26 protein-coding genes are annotated in these 18,860 nt (G+C 57.4%); 9 read left to right on the top strand and 17 right to left on the bottom strand.

Annotated elements, in window-relative coordinates; translation table 11 throughout:
• The first annotated feature begins 51 nt into the window (after positions 1–51).
• Complete coding sequence (locus AC2TCY_RS20065; protein ID WP_480850156.1) at positions 52–1,434, top strand: multicopper oxidase family protein; 1,383 nt, start codon at positions 52–54, stop codon at positions 1,432–1,434.
• A gap of 8 nt (positions 1,435–1,442) precedes the next feature.
• Here the strand turns inward: AC2TCY_RS20065 and AC2TCY_RS20060 are convergent, their stop codons facing one another.
• The 12 genes from AC2TCY_RS20060 to folK all read right to left on the bottom strand — a co-directional run bounded on the left by AC2TCY_RS20060 (position 1,443) and on the right by folK (position 10,564).
• Positions 1,443–1,961 (bottom strand): N-acetyltransferase family protein, encoded by a 519-nt coding sequence (locus AC2TCY_RS20060; protein WP_480850154.1) that lies wholly within the window; start codon positions 1,959–1,961, stop codon positions 1,443–1,445.
• A 23-nt stretch (positions 1,962–1,984) separates the two neighbouring features.
• Positions 1,985–2,662: a ribonuclease III gene (gene rnc / locus AC2TCY_RS20055; protein ID WP_480850151.1), complete on the bottom strand. Its 678-nt coding sequence runs from the start codon at positions 2,660–2,662 to the stop codon at positions 1,985–1,987.
• Complete coding sequence (gene lepB, locus AC2TCY_RS20050) at positions 2,659–3,498, bottom strand: signal peptidase I (RefSeq protein WP_480850149.1); 840 nt, start codon at positions 3,496–3,498, stop codon at positions 2,659–2,661. The genes rnc and lepB overlap by 4 nt, the downstream gene beginning before the upstream one ends.
• A gap of 57 nt (positions 3,499–3,555) precedes the next feature.
• Positions 3,556–3,975: a holo-ACP synthase gene (gene acpS / locus AC2TCY_RS20045; protein WP_480850148.1), complete on the bottom strand. Its 420-nt coding sequence runs from the start codon at positions 3,973–3,975 to the stop codon at positions 3,556–3,558.
• Between the two features lies 1 nt (position 3,976).
• Positions 3,977–4,954 carry an NADPH:quinone reductase gene (locus AC2TCY_RS20040; protein WP_480850146.1) on the bottom strand — a complete coding sequence of 326 codons (978 nt, stop codon included), beginning with the start codon at positions 4,952–4,954 and terminating at the stop codon, positions 3,977–3,979.
• A 16-nt stretch (positions 4,955–4,970) separates the two neighbouring features.
• Positions 4,971–5,297 (bottom strand): Dabb family protein, encoded by a 327-nt coding sequence (locus AC2TCY_RS20035; RefSeq protein ID WP_480850145.1) that lies wholly within the window; start codon positions 5,295–5,297, stop codon positions 4,971–4,973.
• A gap of 16 nt (positions 5,298–5,313) precedes the next feature.
• Positions 5,314–5,937, bottom strand: coding sequence for a LysE family translocator (locus AC2TCY_RS20030; RefSeq protein ID WP_480850143.1), 624 nt, complete (start codon positions 5,935–5,937; stop codon positions 5,314–5,316).
• Positions 5,934–6,680, bottom strand: a complete 747-nt coding sequence (locus AC2TCY_RS20025) for a pyridoxine 5'-phosphate synthase (RefSeq protein WP_480850141.1) — start codon at positions 6,678–6,680, stop codon at positions 5,934–5,936. Before AC2TCY_RS20025 ends, AC2TCY_RS20030 begins: the two co-directional genes overlap by 4 nt.
• Positions 6,673–7,371 (bottom strand): DUF2062 domain-containing protein, encoded by a 699-nt coding sequence (locus AC2TCY_RS20020; RefSeq protein WP_480850140.1) that lies wholly within the window; start codon positions 7,369–7,371, stop codon positions 6,673–6,675. The genes AC2TCY_RS20025 and AC2TCY_RS20020 overlap by 8 nt, the downstream gene beginning before the upstream one ends.
• Before the next feature lie 16 nt (positions 7,372–7,387).
• Positions 7,388–9,520 (bottom strand): RelA/SpoT family protein, encoded by a 2,133-nt coding sequence (locus AC2TCY_RS20015; protein WP_480850138.1) that lies wholly within the window; start codon positions 9,518–9,520, stop codon positions 7,388–7,390.
• A 26-nt stretch (positions 9,521–9,546) separates the two neighbouring features.
• Positions 9,547–9,900: a DNA-directed RNA polymerase subunit omega gene (gene rpoZ, locus AC2TCY_RS20010; protein WP_010437681.1), complete on the bottom strand. Its 354-nt coding sequence runs from the start codon at positions 9,898–9,900 to the stop codon at positions 9,547–9,549.
• Positions 9,901–9,994: 94 nt separating this feature from the next.
• On the bottom strand, positions 9,995–10,564 hold the full coding sequence (gene folK / locus AC2TCY_RS20005) for a 2-amino-4-hydroxy-6-hydroxymethyldihydropteridine diphosphokinase (RefSeq protein ID WP_480850136.1): 570 nt from the start codon (positions 10,562–10,564) through the stop codon (positions 9,995–9,997).
• Between the two features lie 138 nt (positions 10,565–10,702).
• On the opposite strand from folK, the gene AC2TCY_RS20000 reads away from it, so the two are divergent.
• The 7 genes from AC2TCY_RS20000 (at position 10,703) to AC2TCY_RS19970 (ending at position 15,069) form a co-directional block, all read left to right on the top strand.
• Positions 10,703–11,278, top strand: a complete 576-nt coding sequence (locus AC2TCY_RS20000) for a LabA-like NYN domain-containing protein (RefSeq protein ID WP_480850134.1) — start codon at positions 10,703–10,705, stop codon at positions 11,276–11,278.
• A gap of 191 nt (positions 11,279–11,469) precedes the next feature.
• Positions 11,470–12,420: a 4-hydroxy-3-methylbut-2-enyl diphosphate reductase gene (ispH, locus tag AC2TCY_RS19995; protein ID WP_480850132.1), complete on the top strand. Its 951-nt coding sequence runs from the start codon at positions 11,470–11,472 to the stop codon at positions 12,418–12,420.
• Complete coding sequence (locus AC2TCY_RS19990; RefSeq protein WP_480850130.1) at positions 12,417–12,869, top strand: DUF3429 domain-containing protein; 453 nt, start codon at positions 12,417–12,419, stop codon at positions 12,867–12,869. Before ispH ends, AC2TCY_RS19990 begins: the two co-directional genes overlap by 4 nt.
• The gene (locus AC2TCY_RS19985; protein ID WP_480850128.1) at positions 12,866–13,459 is read left to right on the top strand and encodes a class I SAM-dependent methyltransferase; all 594 of its coding nucleotides are present in this window, start codon (positions 12,866–12,868) and stop codon (positions 13,457–13,459) included. Before AC2TCY_RS19990 ends, AC2TCY_RS19985 begins: the two co-directional genes overlap by 4 nt.
• Positions 13,452–13,919 (top strand): ribonuclease HI, encoded by a 468-nt coding sequence (gene rnhA / locus AC2TCY_RS19980; RefSeq protein WP_480850126.1) that lies wholly within the window; start codon positions 13,452–13,454, stop codon positions 13,917–13,919. The genes AC2TCY_RS19985 and rnhA overlap by 8 nt, the downstream gene beginning before the upstream one ends.
• Entirely contained in the window at positions 13,916–14,539 is a 624-nt protein-coding gene (locus tag AC2TCY_RS19975) for a trimeric intracellular cation channel family protein (protein WP_480850124.1), read from the top strand. The genes rnhA and AC2TCY_RS19975 overlap by 4 nt, the downstream gene beginning before the upstream one ends.
• A 164-nt stretch (positions 14,540–14,703) precedes the next feature.
• Positions 14,704–15,069 carry a YybH family protein gene (locus AC2TCY_RS19970; RefSeq protein WP_480850122.1) on the top strand — a complete coding sequence of 122 codons (366 nt, stop codon included), beginning with the start codon at positions 14,704–14,706 and terminating at the stop codon, positions 15,067–15,069.
• Between the two features lie 77 nt (positions 15,070–15,146).
• Here AC2TCY_RS19970 and AC2TCY_RS19965 read toward each other — a convergent pair whose 3' ends face one another.
• The 5 genes from AC2TCY_RS19965 to def (AC2TCY_RS19945) are packed head-to-tail and all read right to left on the bottom strand — an operon-like array spanning position 15,147 to position 17,591.
• A complete protein-coding gene (locus tag AC2TCY_RS19965) occupies positions 15,147–15,383 on the bottom strand; it encodes a GlsB/YeaQ/YmgE family stress response membrane protein (protein WP_480850120.1) in 237 nt (78 codons plus the stop codon).
• Between the two features lies 1 nt (position 15,384).
• Complete coding sequence (locus tag AC2TCY_RS19960) at positions 15,385–15,639, bottom strand: hypothetical protein (RefSeq protein ID WP_480850119.1); 255 nt, start codon at positions 15,637–15,639, stop codon at positions 15,385–15,387.
• 14 nt (positions 15,640–15,653) lie between these two features.
• A complete protein-coding gene (gene fmt / locus AC2TCY_RS19955) occupies positions 15,654–16,559 on the bottom strand; it encodes a methionyl-tRNA formyltransferase (RefSeq protein WP_480850117.1) in 906 nt (301 codons plus the stop codon).
• Positions 16,560–16,581: 22 nt separating this feature from the next.
• On the bottom strand, positions 16,582–17,076 hold the full coding sequence (gene def / locus AC2TCY_RS19950) for a peptide deformylase (protein ID WP_480850115.1): 495 nt from the start codon (positions 17,074–17,076) through the stop codon (positions 16,582–16,584).
• Complete coding sequence (gene def, locus AC2TCY_RS19945) at positions 17,073–17,591, bottom strand: peptide deformylase (RefSeq protein WP_480850113.1); 519 nt, start codon at positions 17,589–17,591, stop codon at positions 17,073–17,075. Before def (AC2TCY_RS19945) ends, def (AC2TCY_RS19950) begins: the two co-directional genes overlap by 4 nt.
• A 94-nt stretch (positions 17,592–17,685) precedes the next feature.
• Here def (AC2TCY_RS19945) and AC2TCY_RS19940 point away from each other — a divergent pair, with 94 nt between their 5' ends.
• Positions 17,686–18,858 (top strand): MalY/PatB family protein, encoded by a 1,173-nt coding sequence (locus AC2TCY_RS19940; RefSeq protein WP_480850111.1) that lies wholly within the window; start codon positions 17,686–17,688, stop codon positions 18,856–18,858.
• The last annotated feature ends 2 nt before the right edge of the window (positions 18,859–18,860 follow it).

Genomic DNA, 18,860 nt, shown 5'->3' with positions numbered 1-18,860 from the left:
GCACACCAAGCCAAATCAAGCCAGGTGACTACCCCAACAATAAGGCAGGACATGAAACGTCGTGAGTTTCTATTGGGAAGCGGAGCAGCTGCTGGTGCCTTGGGGCTGGGCGGATACGGGTTGGCCGCAGGAGGCACGGCAAAGGAACTGACCATTCAGCCTGCAAGTTTCACGCTTCGCGATCAGGTGACGACTGGAATGGTCAGCCTGTCCCGAGAGGCGCCACCTCCGGTTTTGTATGGGCGGCAGGGAGAGGTAATGCGGCTGCCGGTGCGCAATGCACTGCCCGAATATACCGCCATGCACTGGCACGGGATGCGAATTCCCAACGAAATGGACGGGGTGCCCTACCTGACCCAAATGCCAATAGGTGAAGGAGAACTATTCGCCTATGAATTCACGCCACCTGATGCTGGCACTTATTGGTACCATCCACACTGCATGACAATGGAACAGATGGCTCATGGTCTGACAGGTGTGATGGTGATTGCCGAGCCTGAAGACCCCGGCTTTGACAGCGAGCAGATCATCAATCTGCGCGATTTTCGTCTGGATGAAGAAAGTCAGTTCCTGTCCGCATACACGGCGCGTGGTGCGGCCCGTGCCGGCACATTCGGCAATCATCAGACCGCAAACTGGCTGACTGCACCCGTATATGATCATGGCGCGGGTGGGCTGGTCAGGTTGCGAGTAGTGAATACGGATACGACGCGCATCTACAAATTGCATCTTGAAGGCGCCAAAGCACGGATCATCGCCTGGGACGGCCACCCGGTCGAATTCGACATCCCCATGCCCAGCGCAGATGAGCCACTGCTGGTCGGACCTGGCCAACGAGTAGACATCGCAGTCGCTATGCCGTCGGGTGAAGGGCAAACCGTTGATCTTATGGCCAAGTTACCCGGACAGCCTCACCGCGCCATGGCCCAGCTGCGTGCCGCCGGAATGCCTGTTGCGCGGGACTTGCGAGAATTGAGCCCCTTGCCGGCGAACCCCGTGGCCAAGCCCGATCTGGCCAATGCCGAATTGCACGAGTTCGTCTTTGGCTGGACGCCGGAAGGGGGTGAGCCGAATAACGGTTTCTGTGGGTCCTTGGGTTACAATTTCTGGTCGATCAACCGCAAACCCTGGCCCGGTGATGCGGCGCATGGAACTGGACCAATTGCGACCCTGGAGATGGGTAAAAGCTACGTCCTGCGCCTACGCAATGAGTCGCCAAATCTGCACCCGATCCACCTGCACGGGCTGGCCTTCGTACCGCTGAAATCAAACCTGCGCGCACTACCGCCGTTGATGACCGATACAATGTTGTTGCTGAAGGACGAAGTGGTCGAGATCGCGCTGGTTGCCGACAATCTTGGTGACTGGGCCTTTCATTGCCATGTAATCGAGCATCAAAAGACCGGACTGACCGGGTTCATTCGGGTAGCGTGACCGAAAACCTATCTGGACGAATCCAGGGTAAGAGCCAAAACGTGGTTCGGATAGGATTGTTCGTGAATCCGGAAATCCGTGGTTCCAACCTGTTCAAACCCCTGAGACAAATAAAATTCGATAGCCGGAGTGTTTTGTGAATTTGTCGTCAACCAGACCGAGCTTTGGCCAAGTTTACGGCAATGAGCCGTAGCCAATTTCAAAAGCGCTTTACCAATGCCGTTTCCGTGGTGGCGCGGCTGCACGTAAAATGTTGCTATTTCTATATCAGAAAGTCCGGGGACCGGCGCGACGCTGCCTTGGGCCACGTGGATGTATCCATCGATACCGTCTTGGTTTTGGGACACGGCCAGTAAGTTCTTTGAGCAGTCCATCAAACTCTCAAACCGCGAGACCGTGAACTCAGACAGTACATAGTTGGCAAAAAACGGGCTGATTCCCTGCCGTAAATACGTTCCCACCCAAACCTCGATTGAAAGCGCGGCAAGGCTGGCCGCATCAGATTTGCTGGCGAGTCTGATCGTCATGTGTCAGAAATGCGAGGCACGGGTCAGCTCAAACGCTCCAACAAAGCTTTGGCTGCAGCCTGTTCGGCTTGCCGCTTGGATCCGGCTGTAGCCTGCGCCTCTGTTCCGTCTTGCAACCGGGCGGCGATTGTAAAAACCGGTGCATGGTCCGGGCCGCTGCGCTTGACCTCAACGTAGCTAGGCGGTTTCTGGCCACGGGCCTGCGCCCATTCCTGTAACGAGGTTTTTGCGTCACGTGCGTCAGCTTCGACATTATGCACCCTGTCACCCCAAAGTCGCAGGATCACATCGCGGGCGGCTTCGAAACCTGCGTCGCGGTAAACAGCTGCAATAACAGCCTCCATCGCATCCCCCAACAGGGCCTGCTTGCGACGACCACCCGACAGCATCTCGGACCGCCCCAACTTCAACACAGCACCCAGATCAATTTGACGGGCCACGTCGGCGCAGGCTTCCTTGCGGACCAGGGCGTTGAATCGGGGCGCCAGCTGACCCTCAGAGGCTTTTTTGTCGGCTTCCAGCAACGCGGTTGCCATGACTAGGCCCAACACACGGTCGCCTAGAAACTCCAACCGCTGATTATCAGGGCGGGTGCTGGACGAAACCGAGCCATGGGTCAGCGCACGCACAAGCAGTTCGGGATCGGCAAACTGATATCCCAACCGTTGCTGGAACGCTTTTATCTCAGCTGAAAGCTTCAATTGACCGCCTTGAAGTAACGATCGCTGCGCCAAGTCCAAAAGAACAGCATGGACCTGCCAGCTGACGAGAACATGATACGATCCGCACGTCCGATCAGGTTTTCATATGGCACAAACCCGACCCCACCAGCCGACTGCGGCAACCGGCTGTCGGCAGAGTTATCGCGGTTGTCGCCCATAAAGAAATAATGGCCTTCGGGAACAGTGTAGACGCCTGTGTTGTCTGATCCCTGATTGCCGATGTTGAGTACATCGTAAGAAACGCCATTGGGCAGAGTTTCGATCAGGCGGGTCTTTTCGCAGACGCCTCCAATACCGACAGGACCATTTTCGCAACGCGGGCGCAGGCCCTGCGGACCCTGCGGTTCGGCGACCTCAGTAAACACGCCATCAGGCTGTTGCGGAATTGGTGTTCCGTTAAGAATAACCTGCCCTTGTCGCACCTGAATGCGATCGCCCGGCAGGCCGATCAGCCGCTTAATATAGTCACGACCGGTGACTGGGTGGCGAAAAACGATCACATCGCCGCGCTCGGGCTCGCCACCCCAAAAACGAGTGTCGCCATCGCCTTGCATCCAACCGCAGATATCTTCAGCGTCGATGTTGAGCCCAACACTAGGAATGATCAGGCTGGGGCAGGACGCATAGGAATAACCATAGGCCATCTTGTTGACGAACAGAAAATCCCCGATCAGCAGCGTCTGTTTCATTGACCCCGAGGGAATCCAGAAGGGTTGGAAAAACAGGGTCCGGAAAATGCCCGCAATCAGCAGAGCGTAGACGATGGTTTTGATCGTCTCCCAGATGCCACTTCCGGTTTTGGCGTCCTCAGCCATTCTGCTCTCCAGTCCTTGCCTTGTTGGGGTGCTACATGCGGGTCGGTTGGGGGCAAGTCAAGGCTGCGCGGCGCTATCTTGAAGCGGGCGCGCCTCGATCACCACAAAGGCTTGCGCCCAAGGGTGATCATCGGTGAGCGTGACGTGGATGATCGCCTCATGCCCCGCTGGCGTCATCTCTTGCAAGCGCTCGGCAGCCCAGCCGGTGACATGCATCACGGGCTGGCCTGTACGCAGATTCGTGACAGCCATATCCTTCCACGCGATCCCCATACGCAGACCAGTACCCAGCGCCTTGGAACATGCTTCTTTCGCCGCCCAACGCTTGGCGTAAGTACCTGCGGTATTGGCGCGTCGCTCGGCCTTGTGCTGTTCGGTATCGGTGAAGACACGATTGCGGAACCGGTCGCCGAACCGGTCAAGCGTGCCTTGGATGCGGTCTATGTTGGCGAGATCCGTGCCAATTCCGAGGATCACATCACACCTCCAACACTACGGTGCCCAGTTTTTGCCCGGCCTCGACCATTGCGTGAGCCGAGGCAGCATCCGTGAGGCCCCCTGCGGGAACGACAGCGTGGCTGAGCGCGTTTTGGTCTAACCAGTCGCCCAACTGCGCCTCACCCTTGCGGCGGGCCGCAGCGTCAAGCTGATAGACGATCAGCATATGCAGTCGGATATTTTTGAACATGAACCCGTAGAAATCGAGCTCGGGACGCATTTGGGAAGCAGACGCATAGCTGGCGATGGTTCCACCAGGGCGGATCAGCGACAGCGACGCGTCCTGATTGGCGGCAAAATCGACCTCGACGATCCGGTCGACGCCCGCACCGTTGGTAAGATCCATCACGGCCTCCGTCACGTTTTGGGTACGGTAGTTTACCCAATCTGATGCACCTGAATGAGCCGCTTTTTCCTCGGAACTGACTGTCGTGATCACCCGCGCACCACCCAGCGCGGCCATCTGGCAAGCATAGCGACCGACAGTTCCGGCGCCCCCGGTGACAAGGACGGTTTTACCATCGACGGGGCCATCGCAAAAAAGCGCATACCAAGCAGTCATGGCCGGTATCCCGAAACAGGCACCCTCGGCGAAGCTGGTGGTTTCGGGCAAAAACACAGCCTGTTCCGAGGGCAGTGTAATATACTCGGCCCCGGTTCCGAATGCGCGTTGCCATTGGCCGTTCCAGATCCAGACTCGTTCGCCAACGCGCGCAGGGTCAACCCCGTCGCCGACCGCCTCGATTACCCCGGCGCCATCGGAATGCGGCACCACCATGGGAAACTGCATCACGGCGCCCGGTCTCGCGCCACCGCGCAGTTTGACATCGGACGGATTGACGCCACTTGCGTGAATTCGGACCAACACTTCGCCCTGGGCAGGTTCGGGCTCGGGCAGATCAATCAGTTTAAGGACATCCGCCGCCGCACCAAAGCCGCTATATGTGATTGCTTTCATGACGTTCCCTCACTCATTACTGGGCGTCCGGTTCATGCATTTCCAGATCAAAAACCAAGATACCCGCGCCGCCTCCGACGCACATGTCGACCAGCCTTGCGCCCAGTTGGCGATGCACTTCGTCGTCGGCATAACGTTGCAGGCCGGATTCGCTGTCGAAATCCAGCGTAAAGCCAAAGGGATAATTCGGTGATTTTTCTTCAAAGTCCCGATTGGGTCCGAATACAAAGTTGCCACAGCCCGGCAAGCGATCAGCAACTTCACTAAGACCCTGCATCACCGCTTCGATCTCCGAGCGGTCGTGCTCGGGTTTCAGGCGCAGCATCACGCAGTGCCGGATCATCTCCGCGCCTTATCTGTCATGAAAACCTCACTGTGAAAATCTTGTAGCTGGCCACGCCAAAAAAACCCGCAAAGGCGAAATCGAACCAGCGACGCGTACGGCGATACGTACGGACCATACGTTCAGACGAGAACAGAAACGCGTATCCGATGAAGATCAGCAAGGACCCCGAATACAGCAGGGCGAAATACCCCAGAAGCATCACCAGGCTGGCATCGTTTGGCGCGACGATCGCGTAGATCGATCCCCAGCTCAGAATCGCCTTGGGGTTGGTCAGGTGGATGGCTGCGCCTTTGGCAAAGATGGTTCGCAGCGATCCGGTAACCGGATTGCCCAGCGCCACCTCATCCGTAGTCAGGGCACGACGCAGTGCCTTGAGCGCCAGCCAGCCCAGATAGGCCACGCCGACATAGCGGATGACCTCAAACACCCAGACATTAGCCAGCATGATCGCCGACAACCCCAACGCCGCAGCGACACCCCAGGCAGCAGATCCCGCGCAAATGCCCAGAGCAAAGGCCAACCCTGCCGTGCGGCCTTCGTTCATGGCAGTTCCCGCGATACCCATGGTCGCCGGACCCGGAGATCCCCCGGCCATGAGCCAGGCAATCCAGATCGCAACGAACCCAGAGGTGATCATGCCCGCGCCTCGTTCATCAGACGACGCATCTCGGCGATCGCCGGTGTAAGGCCCAGAAAGATTGCTTCACCAATCAGGAAGTGGCCGATATTCAACTCGCGTACCTCAGGAAAAGCAGCCACGGGTTTCACAGTATCATACGTCAAGCCGTGACCTGCGTGGACCTCCAACCCCAGCGAATGGGCAAATGCGGACATCTCGCGCAGAGATTCCAGTTCGCGGGCGGCTTCTTCCGACCGACCTTCTGCATGGGCATCGCAATAGGCGCCGGTGTGTAGTTCGATCACTTCGGCGCCGATGCGGTGGGCAACCTCGATCTGGCGCTGATCGGCGGCAATAAAGATCGAAACGCGGCAGCCGGCGTCGCGCAAGGGCGCGATGAAGTGGGCCAGCTTGTTTTCTTCGCGCGCCACCTCCAAACCGCCTTCGGTCGTTCGTTCCTCGCGTTTTTCGGGGACGATGCAAACCGCGTGCGGTTTATGGCGCAGGGCGATTTTCTGCATTTCGTCTGTGGCCGCCATTTCAAAATTCAAAGGCACCGACAAGACCTCCATCAACCCGTCGATGTCAGCGTCCGAGATGTGTCGGCGGTCTTCACGCAGATGGGCGGTGATACCATCGGCCCCGGCTTCCTCGGCGATTTTGGCAGCACGCAACGGATCGGGATAAGCGCCGCCGCGCGCATTCCGCACAGTAGCCACGTGGTCGATATTGACGCCAAGTCGCAGGTGGGTGTCAGACATCTTTCGAATCCTTTTTCTGCCCATGGGTTGAACCTAATGGGTTTGCCATGGGAACGGCAGTCTCTGCCTGCGCCAATCGCTTGATTTGCTCGAATTTTGCTTTGATCCGAGCCCGGCGGCGTTGTTGGTAGGTTCGGATCAGAGGGAGGCTGAGATACGTGCAGATTAAACCCGCCACGATGCCTGGAATAATCCCTCCAATCATGTAGGGAAAAAACACTTCGTGGTAAAAGATTTTGAGCCCGTGCCAGTCAGCGACACGGTCAGTGAACACCGCAAAGAAATTGTTTTTCAAATCGCCCAAAGCATCGGCAAACTTTCCCATCAAACCGTGGGTGTCACCCTTTTCGAACTTGGTTCCCAGCAGGAAATGACCGGTTTGAAGACAAATCACCCCTATAGGCACATAGGTCAGCGGGTTGCCAAAAAACGTGCCGCTGAGAGCGGCAAGAATGTTGCCGTTGATCAGTCGGGCCAGCACGGCAGCAACAAGAAAATGCAAGCCGTAAAACGGGGTAAACGCGGCAAAAACCCCTGCCCCGATGCCACGTGCGATCCGCTCGGGCGTATCGGGCAGACGGCGTACCCGGTGTTTGACGTAGTGAAACGCGCGTGTCCAACCGCCACGCGGGTAGACGAATTCCGAAGCAATCTGGACAGGCGAGCGTCGATCTCGGCGCTTGAATACCACTCCTGATCACCCCTTCTCAGCCTGCCGCCACTGCGGTTTTCGTCCGATCCCGATAACGCTCCACCGAAGCAACATCGCTCTCTGCTTCAAGCATCAGCATCAGCGAGTGCAACTGCTCTAGGTCGCGCAGTTCGACATTAATCAAAAGGCGATAAAAATCCGGTTTTCGGTCTACAAATTCCAGGTTCGAGATATTAGCCTTTTTCTCGCCGATCAATGTGCAAATACGTCCCAGTACACCGGCGTCATTGCCGATGGTCAGGTCGAGTGTTGCACCATAGACGGCCGGATGCGTGCCCGAGTGCCAGTGCAGGTCGACCCAGCGGTTCGGTTCACTTTCGAATTCGCTCAAGCGGTCGCAATCGATGGCATGCACGACCACACCTTTGCCACGATATGTGATGCCCACGATGCGTTCACCCGGCAATGGCTGACAGCAGGGCGCACGGTCGAACTTCTGACCCGGCTCCAGACCAATCACCGCACGACGCAGAGGGATTGCATCGCCATCATCCTGCGTCAGCTCGGGATAGACGGCGCTGACGACATCATGTGCGGTCAGTTCAGCACTACCCAGGCGAGCCAACAATTCGTCGCGATCTTTGAGCCGCAAGTGCTTCGCTGCCGTTTCCAGTGCCTTGTCGGTGGCCTTGCGGCCCACATGTTCAAATCCCGACCGGGCCAGTTCCTTGCCCAGCTTGATGAACCTCTCGCGATCCACCTCGCGCAGGGCGCGACGGATGGCGGTACGGGCCTTGCCGGTCACGGCAATTTCCAGCCATGTAACCTGCGGCGTCTGACCGTCGGCCGTGATGATGTCCACCGACTGTCCATTCTTTATCCGTGTCCACAAAGGCACGCGAATGCCGTCCACTTTGGCCCCCACGCATGCATGGCCGATGCGAGTGTGGATGGCATAGGCAAAATCGATCGGCGTCGCTCCGCGCGGCAGCTTGACCACGTCACCTTTGGGCGTGAAACAGAAAACCTGGTCAGAGTACATTTCCAGTTTGACCGCTTCGAGAAAATCTTCGTGATCGTCCTCGCTGTCAAACTGTTCGGTCAGGTTGGCGATCCACTTGGCCGGGTCGACGGCAAAGGGGTTTTCCGAGCGCACACCATCCCGATAAGACCAATGCGCGGCAACACCGGTTTCAGCCACGTCATGCATCTGACGTGTGCGAATCTGGACTTCGACCCGTTTTCCGTCACGGCCCGAAACTGTGGTGTGGATCGAGCGGTATCCGTTGGATTTCGGCTGACTGATGTAATCTTTGAAGCGCCCCGGAACCGCGCGCCAGCGCTGATGGATGGCTCCAAGAGTGCGATAGCTGTCTTCCTCTGTCCGGGTGATGATGCGAAACCCATAAATGTCGGACAGACGCGAGAAACCCTGATCTTTCTCCTGCATCTTGCGCCAGATCGAATACGGTTTCTTGGCGCGTCCAAAAACCTCGGCATCGATCCCGGCCTTGTCCAGCTCATGACGCATGTCACCGGTGATGCGGTGGATCACATCACCTGTTTCCCTTTGCAGGGTGATGAAACGACGGATGATTGACTGGCGGCCTTCGGGATTGAGAACACGGAAAGCAAGGTCTTCCAGCTCTTCGCGCATCCACTGCATACCCATGCGGCCAGCAAGAGGCGCATAAATGTCCATGGTTTCGCGCGCTTTAACAACCTGCTTTTCGGGCCGCATCGCCTTGATCGTGCGCATGTTGTGCAGGCGGTCAGCCAGTTTGACCAGAATGACGCGCAGGTCCTTGGACATGGCCATGAACAGCTTGCGGAAGTTTTCGGCCTGTTTGGTCTCGCGGCTGGACAGCTGCAGGTTGGTCAGCTTGGTCACACCATCGACAAGCTTGGCTACTTCTTCCCCGAACATTTCCGAGATTTTGCCATAGCTGGCCTTGGTGTCCTCAATCGTGTCGTGCAGCAACGCAGTAATGATTGTCGCATCGTCCAGACGCTGTTCGGTCAGGATGGCGGCGACGGCAACAGGATGAGTGAAATAAGCCTCGCCGGAATGGCGGAACTGCCCTTCGTGCATCTGCTGCCCATATTCATAGGCCTTTGCGATGCGCTCGGCATTTGTCTTGGGATTGTAGTTGCGGACCAGCGCAATCAGGTCTTCAGCAGAAATCATCCGGTCCGCACCTTCGTATTTGGGGATTACCCCTGGCCCTGAGCCTCCATTAGCGCGCGCAGGAGCTTTTCTTCCGACATATCGTCATCGGCAGGCTTGTCCGATTCCGCACCCATCAGCAGAGCCATCTGATCTTCTTCGGGCTCATCGACCTCAATCTGAGTCTGGTTGGCTTCGATCAGACGTTCGCGCAGCTCATCGGCGCTCTGAGTTTCGTCAGCGATTTCGCGCAGCGACACGACTGGGTTCTTGTCATTGTCACGATCCACGGTGATCGGGCCACCAGCAGAAATCTCGCGCGCACGATGGGCGGCAAGCATCACCAGCTCAAACCGGTTCGGGACCTTGTCTACACAATCTTCGACCGTAACGCGGGCCATGGGGCGCTCTCCGTAAATGAATCCGTGGCAGGAAGGGGTTTATCTAAGCGTGATTCCCCGCCTTGACAAGCAGGAAATACCGCAATTGCAAGGATCACAGCGGCGTCACCGAGGCCACATCCTCGGACGGCAGTGCGGCCACCATCTCAGTGACAGTCTCTCCCAGCACCGGGTGACGCCAGTCAGGAGCAACATCTGCCATCGGAACCAACACAAACGCCCGGTCCTGAAGACGCGGATGCGGCAGGATCAGCTGATCCGGAGCCAGCTGCATCTGATCCTCTGCGGACAGCGTGCGCCAGCGGTTGTATTCCGCTAGGTCAGGCAACACGTGGTCTTCCCAGCAGACCAGATCAAGGTCCAGCGTCCGCATTCCCCAACGCTGAACACGGGCGCGGCCAAACTCGTGCTCGATATCGTGCAGCGCTTGCAGAACCGCCTTTGGCGTCATATCGGTATCAATCAATGCCGCTGCATTTACGTAATCTGGCCCGGCACCCGCCGGGAAGCACGGTGTAGAAAAGAACCTGCTGGCCGCACGAATCACCAACCCTGCCTCTGCCATGGCGCCCAAAGCCTGTTCAAGTGTCACCTTGGGCTCTTGACGTCTCATACTGAGATTCGCGCCCAGTGCCACTATGGCTTTTGACTGTGTTTTTGCCATTATTACCCCTATATTCAGGCCAGAGAATACTTGCGATTAGGCCCAAAAGACCTATTTTAAGCTTACCATTGTGCTGACCAAATTTTTCTCACTCACGGAATCACACGGTGCGATGGTTTATACCGGAAGGACCTATTTATGTTTTATAAGGACGAACGGCTAGCGCTGTTCATCGATGGCTCGAATCTTTACGCAGCCGCAAAAGCTCTGGGGTTTGATATAGACTACAAGTTGCTGCGGCAGGAATTCATGCGCAGAGGTAAACTTCTAAGAGCTTTCTATTACACCGCGCTACTGGAAAATGACGAATACTCCCCGATCCGACCACTGGTAGACTGGCTGCATTACAACGGCTTTACCATGGTGACGAAACCGGCCAAGGAATACACCGACAGCATGGGGCGCCGAAAGGTTAAAGGGAACATGGATATCGAGCTCACCGTCGATGCCATGGAACTGGCGCCGCGTGTTGATCATATTGTGCTGTTTTCGGGCGATGGGGATTTTCGCCCGCTGATAGCCAGCCTGCAACGCCAGGGCGTGCGCGTTTCGGTCGTTTCGACCATTCGCAGCCAGCCACCGATGATTTCGGACGAACTACGTCGTCAGGCCGACAACTTTATCGAGCTTGAGGACCTGCGCGATGTTATCGGTCGCCCTCCGCGCGAGATGCCGGCCGAACCGCGCAGCGTTGCGGCCGCTGGCGGGCTCTGATCCCACGGCCGCTTGCCACGGGGGTATAAAATAAGCGCGGTCAGGATTGTTCATCCTGGCCGCGCAGCTTTAACTATCGATTGGTACTCAAACACCATCTGAATAGCGGCAATTCATGTCAGGTAAATGACGCGCTCCTGTCTGGACCATGGCAATGAAAAGACTTACCTGTCTCTCAAGGAGACAGACGCATGACCAAGCCGCCACTGACACTTTACCTTGCAGCCCCGCGCGGGTTTTGCGCCGGCGTGGACCGCGCAATCAAGATCGTCGAGATGGCCCTGCAGAAATGGGGGCCGCCTGTCTACGTGCGCCATGAGATTGTCCACAACAAATTTGTTGTCGACGGATTGCGCGCGCAAGGAGCCGTATTCGTCGAAGAGCTGGACGAATGCCCCGATGACCGGCCAGTGATTTTCTCTGCTCATGGCGTCCCGAAATCCGTACCGGCCAGGGCCGCGCAACGGGAAATGATCTATGTGGACGCCACCTGCCCATTGGTGTCGAAAGTGCATGTCGAAGCCCAGCGCCATTCGGACGCAGGGTTGCAAATGATCATGATCGGCCACAAGGGCCACCCCGAAACCATCGGCACCATGGGGCAGCTTCCCGAAGGCGAGGTTCTACTGGTGGAAACCGTTGAAGACGTGGCCACGGTGCAGGTGCGCGATCCCGAAAAACTGGCCTTTGTTACCCAGACGACCCTGTCGGTGGACGATACCAAGGATATTGTTGCCGCGCTCGAATCTCGGTTTCCGGCCATTGTGGGCCCCCACAAGGAAGATATCTGCTACGCCACCACCAACCGGCAAGAGGCCGTCAAGGCCGTTGCCCCCAAATCTGACGCCCTGCTGGTGGTCGGCGCGCCGAACTCGTCCAATTCGAGACGCCTGGTCGAAGTCGCCTCGCGCGCTGGGTGCCGTTACGCACAGCTGGTACAGCGCGCCACTGAAATCGACTGGCGGGCGTTAGAGGGGATATCCAGCGTCGCCATAACTGCAGGTGCGTCGGCACCCGAAGTTCTGGTCAACGAGGTAATCGACGCATTCCGCGCCCATTATGACGTCACCGTGGACTTGGTCGAAACCGCCACTGAAAGCGTGGAATTTAAGGTGCCCCGCGTCCTGAGAGAACCTGCATGAGAGGTGTGCCAAGGGCACCTCTTTTTCTGGGGCTGGCAGGTCTGATCCCGTTTGTCTGGGGGGCGCTGACTTACCTGAATACCGATTTGCAGGCGTGGGGAACGCAGGCTTTGGGTCCACGATTTGTAGGACCATACGTTCAGTTATTCTACGGCGCGGTGATCCTCAGCTTCATGTCCGGAATTCTGTGGGGGTTTGCGACTAAAACCTCAGGCAGCAAGGCTGCGACATGCTATACCCTTTCCGTGCTGCCAGCATTGTGGGTGTTCTTCACGACCGGCGGCGGCCCGGTTGATACGGGCATCAACCTGATTGTGGGATTTTCCGTTCTCCTTCTACTGGACGCGGCGTTCTGGTATTGGCGCCTGGCCCCGCGCTGGTGGATGAAACTGCGCCTTCTGCTGACCGCCGTCGTTGTCCCATGCCTTGCTGTCGGAGTGTACCTATGAGCGATCGTGACACCATTTCTGTTTATGACGAACAGGCGGACCATTATTCCGATCTCACCGATGCGGACAACGCCGGAGATCCACAGCTGACTCGGTTCATCAACGCTGTTCCCGCTGGCAGAAAAGTGCTGGACCTGGGATGTGGTCCCGGCGCGTCGGCGGCGGTGATGGCGCAAGCGGGGTTGACGGTCGATGCCGTGGATGCCTCGGCCGAAATGGTTCGGCTGGCGTCGGCGCACGCCGGTGTCACGGCCTGGCAGGCCACTTTTTCGGACTTGGATGCAGTCGCAAAATACGACGGCATTTGGGCCAATTTCAGCCTTCTGCATGCCCCACGTGTTGATTTTGCGACCCATCTAACAGCGATCCATAAGGCCCTGAAGCCGGGCGGTCACTTCTATATCGGAATGAAGCTGGGACAGGGTGAAGGGCCTGACCGGCTGGGGCGCTACTACAGCTACTACAGAGAGGATGAATTGAAGGATTATCTGCAAGAGGCAGGCTTTATCGTGACCGATCAACGACTAGGCAGCGGAACCGGGCTGGACGGATCGGTCTCGGACTGGATTGGGTTGGCAAGCTATGCCTGAGTTGTTTGCCTATACCGATGGTGCATGTTCGGGCAATCCCGGCCCCGGAGGCTGGGGCGTGCTGTTGCGTGCGATGGATGGCGATACCGTCTTGAAAGAACGCGAATTGAACGGCGGTGAAGCCGAAACTACAAACAACAGGATGGAATTGCTGGCCGCGATTAACGCATTGGAAGCTCTGGAGCGTCCGTCAAATATCACCATCGTTACCGACAGCGCCTATGTGAAGAACGGCGTGACAGGTTGGATTTTCGGGTGGAAGCGGAACGGCTGGAAAACCTCGAACAAGAAACCGGTGAAGAATGTGGATCTGTGGCAGCGTCTGGATGAGGCACAGACACGGCATGATGTGACCTGGGAATGGGTCAAAGGTCATGCGGGCCACCCGGAAAACGAAAAGGCCGATGAACTGGCGCGCGCGGGTATGGCGCCTTTCAAACCGAAAAAGACCAAGGCATGAGCGGTCTGGCACTGCTGGACTATGCCTCGGTTCTGGTCTTTGCGCTGACCGGCGCACTGGTAGCCAGCCGGGCACAGCTGGATCTGGTCGGGTTTGGCTTTATCGCATGCCTGACAGCGGTGGGCGGAGGCACTGTGCGCGATCTGTTGCTGGACCGGCATCCCGTGTTCTGGGTTGGCCAGCCGAATTACATCCTGATCGCAGCCGGCGCGGCAGTGCTGGTATTCTTTACCGCGCATCTGGTCGAAAGCCGTTATAGTTTGCTGATATGGCTGGATAGTTTTGCCCTGTCCATCGCTGTTGCCGCCGGCACTGGCGTTGCCCTCGCTCTAGATCAGTCCGGAGTGATCGTTGTTCTGATGGGCATCAGCACTGGCTGTCTGGGCGGGCTGATGCGTGATGTTGTCTGCAACGAGGTACCGTTGGTTCTGAAACAGGGTGAACTGTATGTATCCTGCGCCTTTGCAGGCGCACTGGCCGCTGTTCTGACGACCCGCCTCGGGTTTGATGAGTTGGTCGCACTGACGACCTGTGCGCTGATCTGCTGGGCCTTACGGGCGGGATCGCTATTGTTTGGCTGGCAACTGCCGGTATACAAAAGCCGTCCGCCGCGCCGGTAAGGTGCCGCGGCTCGAGTTTCCCCGCTTCACTCGTGGTACACACTTTCGTTCCTGAAACTCGCGAACCTCGCGAGAACAGGCAGCCTGTTTGGGATCATACAGCGTTGTGGCACCATGAAGCCCAAGTTTCACGGAATTAACTGCAGCGGGAGAAACCAATGGGCATGAAAAAAACACTAGAGGACTTCGACGCTGCATATAACGAGGCGTTCAACCGGGGTGATGCCGAAGGCTGCGCGGCATTCTTCACCGAAGACGTCATGCTGATGCCGCCAAACGAGCCGATGACACGCGGCAAATCAGCGTCCCTGGAAACATACCAATCCCGAATAAAGGAAAATACCGGCGGCACCCATACAAACGAATTGATAGATTTCGGCGTCGAAGGCGATATGGCTTATCAGGTTGGAACATATGCTATCGAGGACACAGACCCGCCGGAGCAGGGTAAGTTTGTCAATATCCTGCAGCGTCAGACCGACGGCACGTGGAAGGTCAAGATTTCCATATTTAACAGCGATCTACCTTAAATTCGCGGCTCGGGTAGAAGATAAGTTCAACAGTCTTTGGCGCCGGAAACACCACGTTATCTGCTCTCATCCCAGTCTCAGCGCCGCAGATAAGTCTGCCAGATCCAGATCACCAGCAGCGCACCCAGCACAGCGCCGACAAAGCCTGACAACCAGCCCATTATCGTCAACAACGCGCGTAACAGAAGCCCACCCAGCAATGCACCAATGATGCCGATCAGCATGGTAGTCGGAATATCGGCCTCGATCCGCAACAAACGGGTCGCCAGAAACCCGGCTGCAGCACCGATGACAATCAGGGCAACGATGGGCAAGTTACTTCCTCCAATGCGTCGGAACGATGATCAGTGCACCTATGGACGAAACGATGGCATTCAGGCCCGGAGATCCGACCCCAAAGTTGAAGCCGAACATTCTGCCAAACATGATATGCGCAAAGAAAAACAGAAAAGCACCACCGATACAAATGATGATGGATTGCATGTATCCGTTATGGGTAAAGCCAGATTTTTCCGAGAGGCCTCCGACGGCGGCCGCAATCAGCACTGTCCCCATCAATGTCATATACAAATCTGTTTTTCCTTCTAAATCCGGCTTCCACGGGCCACATGCCAGCCACGCAGAAACACGTCCACATCCTGCGCTCCTTTACCTGCCCGTTGCAGGCGTAACAGGTCAATTGCTCCGTCCCCGCAAGCCACGCGAAGCGTGTCATTCAAAACCTCACCTGGCGCGCCCTGCCCCTCGGCCAGCCGTGAGGCCAAAAGCTTGACGCGTTCGCCACCCATCTCGGTCCACGCACCAGGAAAGGGTGACAAACCGCGAATTTGGCGGTCAATCTCCACCGCCGGTCTGGTCCAATCCACGCGCGCCTCGGATTTCTCGATCTTGGCTGCATAGGTCACGCCGGCCTCGGGCTGTGGATTCGGGGGCAATTCTGGCAGGCAGTTCAGGGCCTCGACAATCAGTTCCGCCCCCATAATTGAAAGGCGGTCATGCAGCTGTGCCGTGGTTTCCTGAGGTTCGATTTCGGTAGCCCGGCGCATCAGCACCGGCCCGGTATCCAACCCGGCCTCCATCTGCATGATACAGACACCGGTTTCCGAGTCTCCCGACATGATTGCCCGATGAATCGGAGCAGCACCGCGCCAGCGCGGCAACAGGCTGGCATGGATGTTCAAGCACCCCTGCGAAGGCGCATCCAGAATGGATTGCGGAAGGATGAGACCGTATGCGACGACCACGGCCAAGTCAGCTTGCAGCGCAGAAAACGCTGCCAATTCCTCAGCCGACTTCAGTGAAACCGGGTGCCGCACGTTCAGGCCAAGAGCCTCAGCCCTTGCGTGTACCGGCGTCAGGCGGTCTTTCTTACCGCGCCCGGCCGGTCGCGGCGGCTGGCAATAAACGGCCGCGATCTCATGCCCGGCATCGACCAGCGCATCGAGGACGGGAACCGAAAATTCGGGGGTTCCCATGAATATTATCCGCATCCGCTCCTCCGTTGGACGGCGTTTACCCCGTCTTTTTGGCCTTGCGCAGCAGCATGTCACGTTTGACCTTGCTGAGCCGGTCGAAATACATCCTGCCATTCAGGTGGTCGATTTGATGCTGCACGCTGGTGGCCTCGATGCCGACAAAATCGCGGCGGTCAAGCATTCCCTGTTCATTCAAATACTTGACCGTCACAGCGCGTGGACGCTTCACCAGGGCCGAAACGCCGGGCAGGTTCGGGCTGGCTTCTTCGTGTTCCCGCAATTCGATCGAGCTGTGCAGGATTTCAGGGTTCGCCATGCGCACCACGCGACCGCGCTCGGTCGATCCATCCACAACGGCCAGCCGCAACATCACTCCAATCTGTGGCGCAGCCAAACCAACACCGGGCATCGCCTCCATCGTGTCGATCATGTCATCCCAGATCTCGCGAATCTCATCCGTGATTTCGGTCACGTCTCCGGCTTTACTGCGTAGCCGCTTATCGGGCCACGGCAAGCACGTGCGAACGGTCATGCGCGAGCCTGCTCGCGTTTGAGCTTTTGCATCTTTCGCGTGATCATCTGGCGCTTGAGCGGTTTGAGGTAATCGATGAACAGCTTCCCGTTCAAGTGATCGATTTCATGCTGGACGCAAGTCGCCCAGAGACCATCGAATGTCTCTTGCTGCAAGTTCCCGTTTCTGTCCATCCAGGCGACTTCGACCACTTTGGGGCGGGTGATCTCGGCATATTGTTCCGGGATCGAAAGGCAACCCTCTTCATAAACATTGGTCTCATCCGAGGCCGAGATAACCTCGGGGTTGAACATGACCAGAGGGCGCGGTGCCTCGCCCTCTTCCTTTATGCAATCGATCACGATCAGCCGGTCCAATACGCCGATTTGGGGCGCGGCCAGGCCGATACCCGGCGCGTCATACATCGTCTCCAGCATGTCATCGGCCAGCTTGCGAAGATCGTCAGTGATGTCGGCCACCGGCGCGCAGACCTTTTTCAGACGGGGATCGGGGTGGATCAGGATATTGCGTTTCATGAGGCTGATTTAGGGCATCGCGCCCGCCGCCGCAACGCCCCCCTTGCACCTGCGTAATTTACAGTTAGCTTTCGGCAGGACAGATGGAGCAGACATGACTTTCAACGACCTGATCGACCGCCGGGGAACCAACAGTTCAAAATGGGACAAGATGGAACAGCTGTATGGCGTTTCATCCGAGGATGGGCTGGCCATGTGGACGGCGGATTCCGATTACAAGACGGCGCCTTGCGTCCTCGACGCGGTGCGCAACGCCGCTGAACACGGCGCGTTTGGGTATTCCTGGATACACCCGGACTATCTGGCGTCCATTCAATGGTGGATGAAAACGCGCCATGACTGGGAGGTTGATCCCGACTGGATCCTGACCACTCAGGGGCTCGGTAATGCCATTGCGCTGTGCCTGGATGTCTGGAGCGCGCCGGGGGACGGAGTCGTCATCTTCTCTCCCGTGTATCATGAGTTCGCTCACAAGGTGAATAAGACCGGGCGAAAGGTGGTTGAATGCCCACTTGTACGCGAGGGCGATAGTTATGGGCTGGATCTCGAGGATGCGCAGTCTCGGTTGGACGGGTCGGAGAAACTGCTGTTGTGGTGTTCACCGCAAAACCCGTCGGGGCGGGTCTGGACGCCCGATGAACTGCGCGCCGTGGCCGCGTTTGCCGAACGCAACGGGCTGATCCTAGTTTCCGATGAAATTCATCACGATCTGGTCTATCCAGGACATAAATTCGTGCCCATGGACGTTGCTGCGCCTGATGCGCGGGCATGGACCGTAACACTGACCGCGGCGTCCAAGACCTTCAACATCGCCGGGCAACGCACCGGCAACATGATCATTCCTGACCCCAAGCTACGTGCCCAAATGCGGCACCGCCTAACCACTCTGGACTATGACCCCAGCGCAATGGGCGTCGCAATGATCACCGCGGCATACAGCCCCGAAGGAGCGGAATGGGTTGACGCCCAAATCGCGCACCTGGCCGAAAATCGGCGATTGTTCGATGAAACCATCGCGAAAATCCCAGGGCTGTGGTCCATGCCACTGCAGGCAACCTATCTGGCCTGGGTCGATTTTTCAGGCACAGGTATGGATCACAACGAGTTCATACGTCGTCTGCGGGAAGATGCGAAGATTGCCACCTCTTCCGGACCCGGCTTCGGAACCGGAGGCGAAACCTTCGAACGGTTCAACTTGGCAACGCAACGCGTGCGGGTTGAAGATGCTTGTGCCCGTCTGAAACACGCTTTCAGCGACTTGCAGTAAGC

The sequence above is a fragment of the Ruegeria sp. HKCCD7181 genome (assembly GCF_057221055.1).
The sequence above is the reverse complement of the archived record's forward strand: the minus strand, read 5'-3'. Positions and strand labels throughout refer to the sequence as shown.

What these genes read in the sequence shown, in the direction of transcription:
- AC2TCY_RS20065 (WP_480850156.1), top strand. Translation starts at nt 52, where the DNA reads ATGAAACGTCGTGAGTTTCTATTGGGAAGCGGAGCAGCTGCTGGTGCC.
- AC2TCY_RS20060 (WP_480850154.1), bottom strand. Translation starts at nt 1,961, where the DNA reads ATGACGATCAGACTCGCCAGCAAATCTGATGCGGCCAGCCTTGCCGCG.
- lepB (WP_480850149.1), bottom strand. Translation starts at nt 3,498, where the DNA reads ATGGCTGAGGACGCCAAAACCGGAAGTGGCATCTGGGAGACGATCAAA.
- AC2TCY_RS20040 (WP_480850146.1), bottom strand. Translation starts at nt 4,954, where the DNA reads ATGAAAGCAATCACATATAGCGGCTTTGGTGCGGCGGCGGATGTCCTT.
- AC2TCY_RS20035 (WP_480850145.1), bottom strand. Translation starts at nt 5,297, where the DNA reads ATGATCCGGCACTGCGTGATGCTGCGCCTGAAACCCGAGCACGACCGC.
- AC2TCY_RS20030 (WP_480850143.1), bottom strand. Translation starts at nt 5,937, where the DNA reads ATGATCACCTCTGGGTTCGTTGCGATCTGGATTGCCTGGCTCATGGCC.
- AC2TCY_RS20025 (WP_480850141.1), bottom strand. Translation starts at nt 6,680, where the DNA reads ATGTCTGACACCCACCTGCGACTTGGCGTCAATATCGACCACGTGGCT.
- AC2TCY_RS20015 (WP_480850138.1), bottom strand. Translation starts at nt 9,520, where the DNA reads ATGATTTCTGCTGAAGACCTGATTGCGCTGGTCCGCAACTACAATCCC.
- rpoZ (WP_010437681.1), bottom strand. Translation starts at nt 9,900, where the DNA reads ATGGCCCGCGTTACGGTCGAAGATTGTGTAGACAAGGTCCCGAACCGG.
- folK (WP_480850136.1), bottom strand. Translation starts at nt 10,564, where the DNA reads ATGGCAAAAACACAGTCAAAAGCCATAGTGGCACTGGGCGCGAATCTC.
- AC2TCY_RS20000 (WP_480850134.1), top strand. Translation starts at nt 10,703, where the DNA reads ATGTTTTATAAGGACGAACGGCTAGCGCTGTTCATCGATGGCTCGAAT.
- ispH (WP_480850132.1), top strand. Translation starts at nt 11,470, where the DNA reads ATGACCAAGCCGCCACTGACACTTTACCTTGCAGCCCCGCGCGGGTTT.
- AC2TCY_RS19990 (WP_480850130.1), top strand. Translation starts at nt 12,417, where the DNA reads ATGAGAGGTGTGCCAAGGGCACCTCTTTTTCTGGGGCTGGCAGGTCTG.
- AC2TCY_RS19985 (WP_480850128.1), top strand. Translation starts at nt 12,866, where the DNA reads ATGAGCGATCGTGACACCATTTCTGTTTATGACGAACAGGCGGACCAT.
- rnhA (WP_480850126.1), top strand. Translation starts at nt 13,452, where the DNA reads ATGCCTGAGTTGTTTGCCTATACCGATGGTGCATGTTCGGGCAATCCC.
- AC2TCY_RS19975 (WP_480850124.1), top strand. Translation starts at nt 13,916, where the DNA reads ATGAGCGGTCTGGCACTGCTGGACTATGCCTCGGTTCTGGTCTTTGCG.
- AC2TCY_RS19970 (WP_480850122.1), top strand. Translation starts at nt 14,704, where the DNA reads ATGAAAAAAACACTAGAGGACTTCGACGCTGCATATAACGAGGCGTTC.
- fmt (WP_480850117.1), bottom strand. Translation starts at nt 16,559, where the DNA reads ATGCGGATAATATTCATGGGAACCCCCGAATTTTCGGTTCCCGTCCTC.
- def (WP_480850115.1), bottom strand. Translation starts at nt 17,076, where the DNA reads ATGACCGTTCGCACGTGCTTGCCGTGGCCCGATAAGCGGCTACGCAGT.
- def (WP_480850113.1), bottom strand. Translation starts at nt 17,591, where the DNA reads ATGAAACGCAATATCCTGATCCACCCCGATCCCCGTCTGAAAAAGGTC.
- AC2TCY_RS19940 (WP_480850111.1), top strand. Translation starts at nt 17,686, where the DNA reads ATGACTTTCAACGACCTGATCGACCGCCGGGGAACCAACAGTTCAAAA.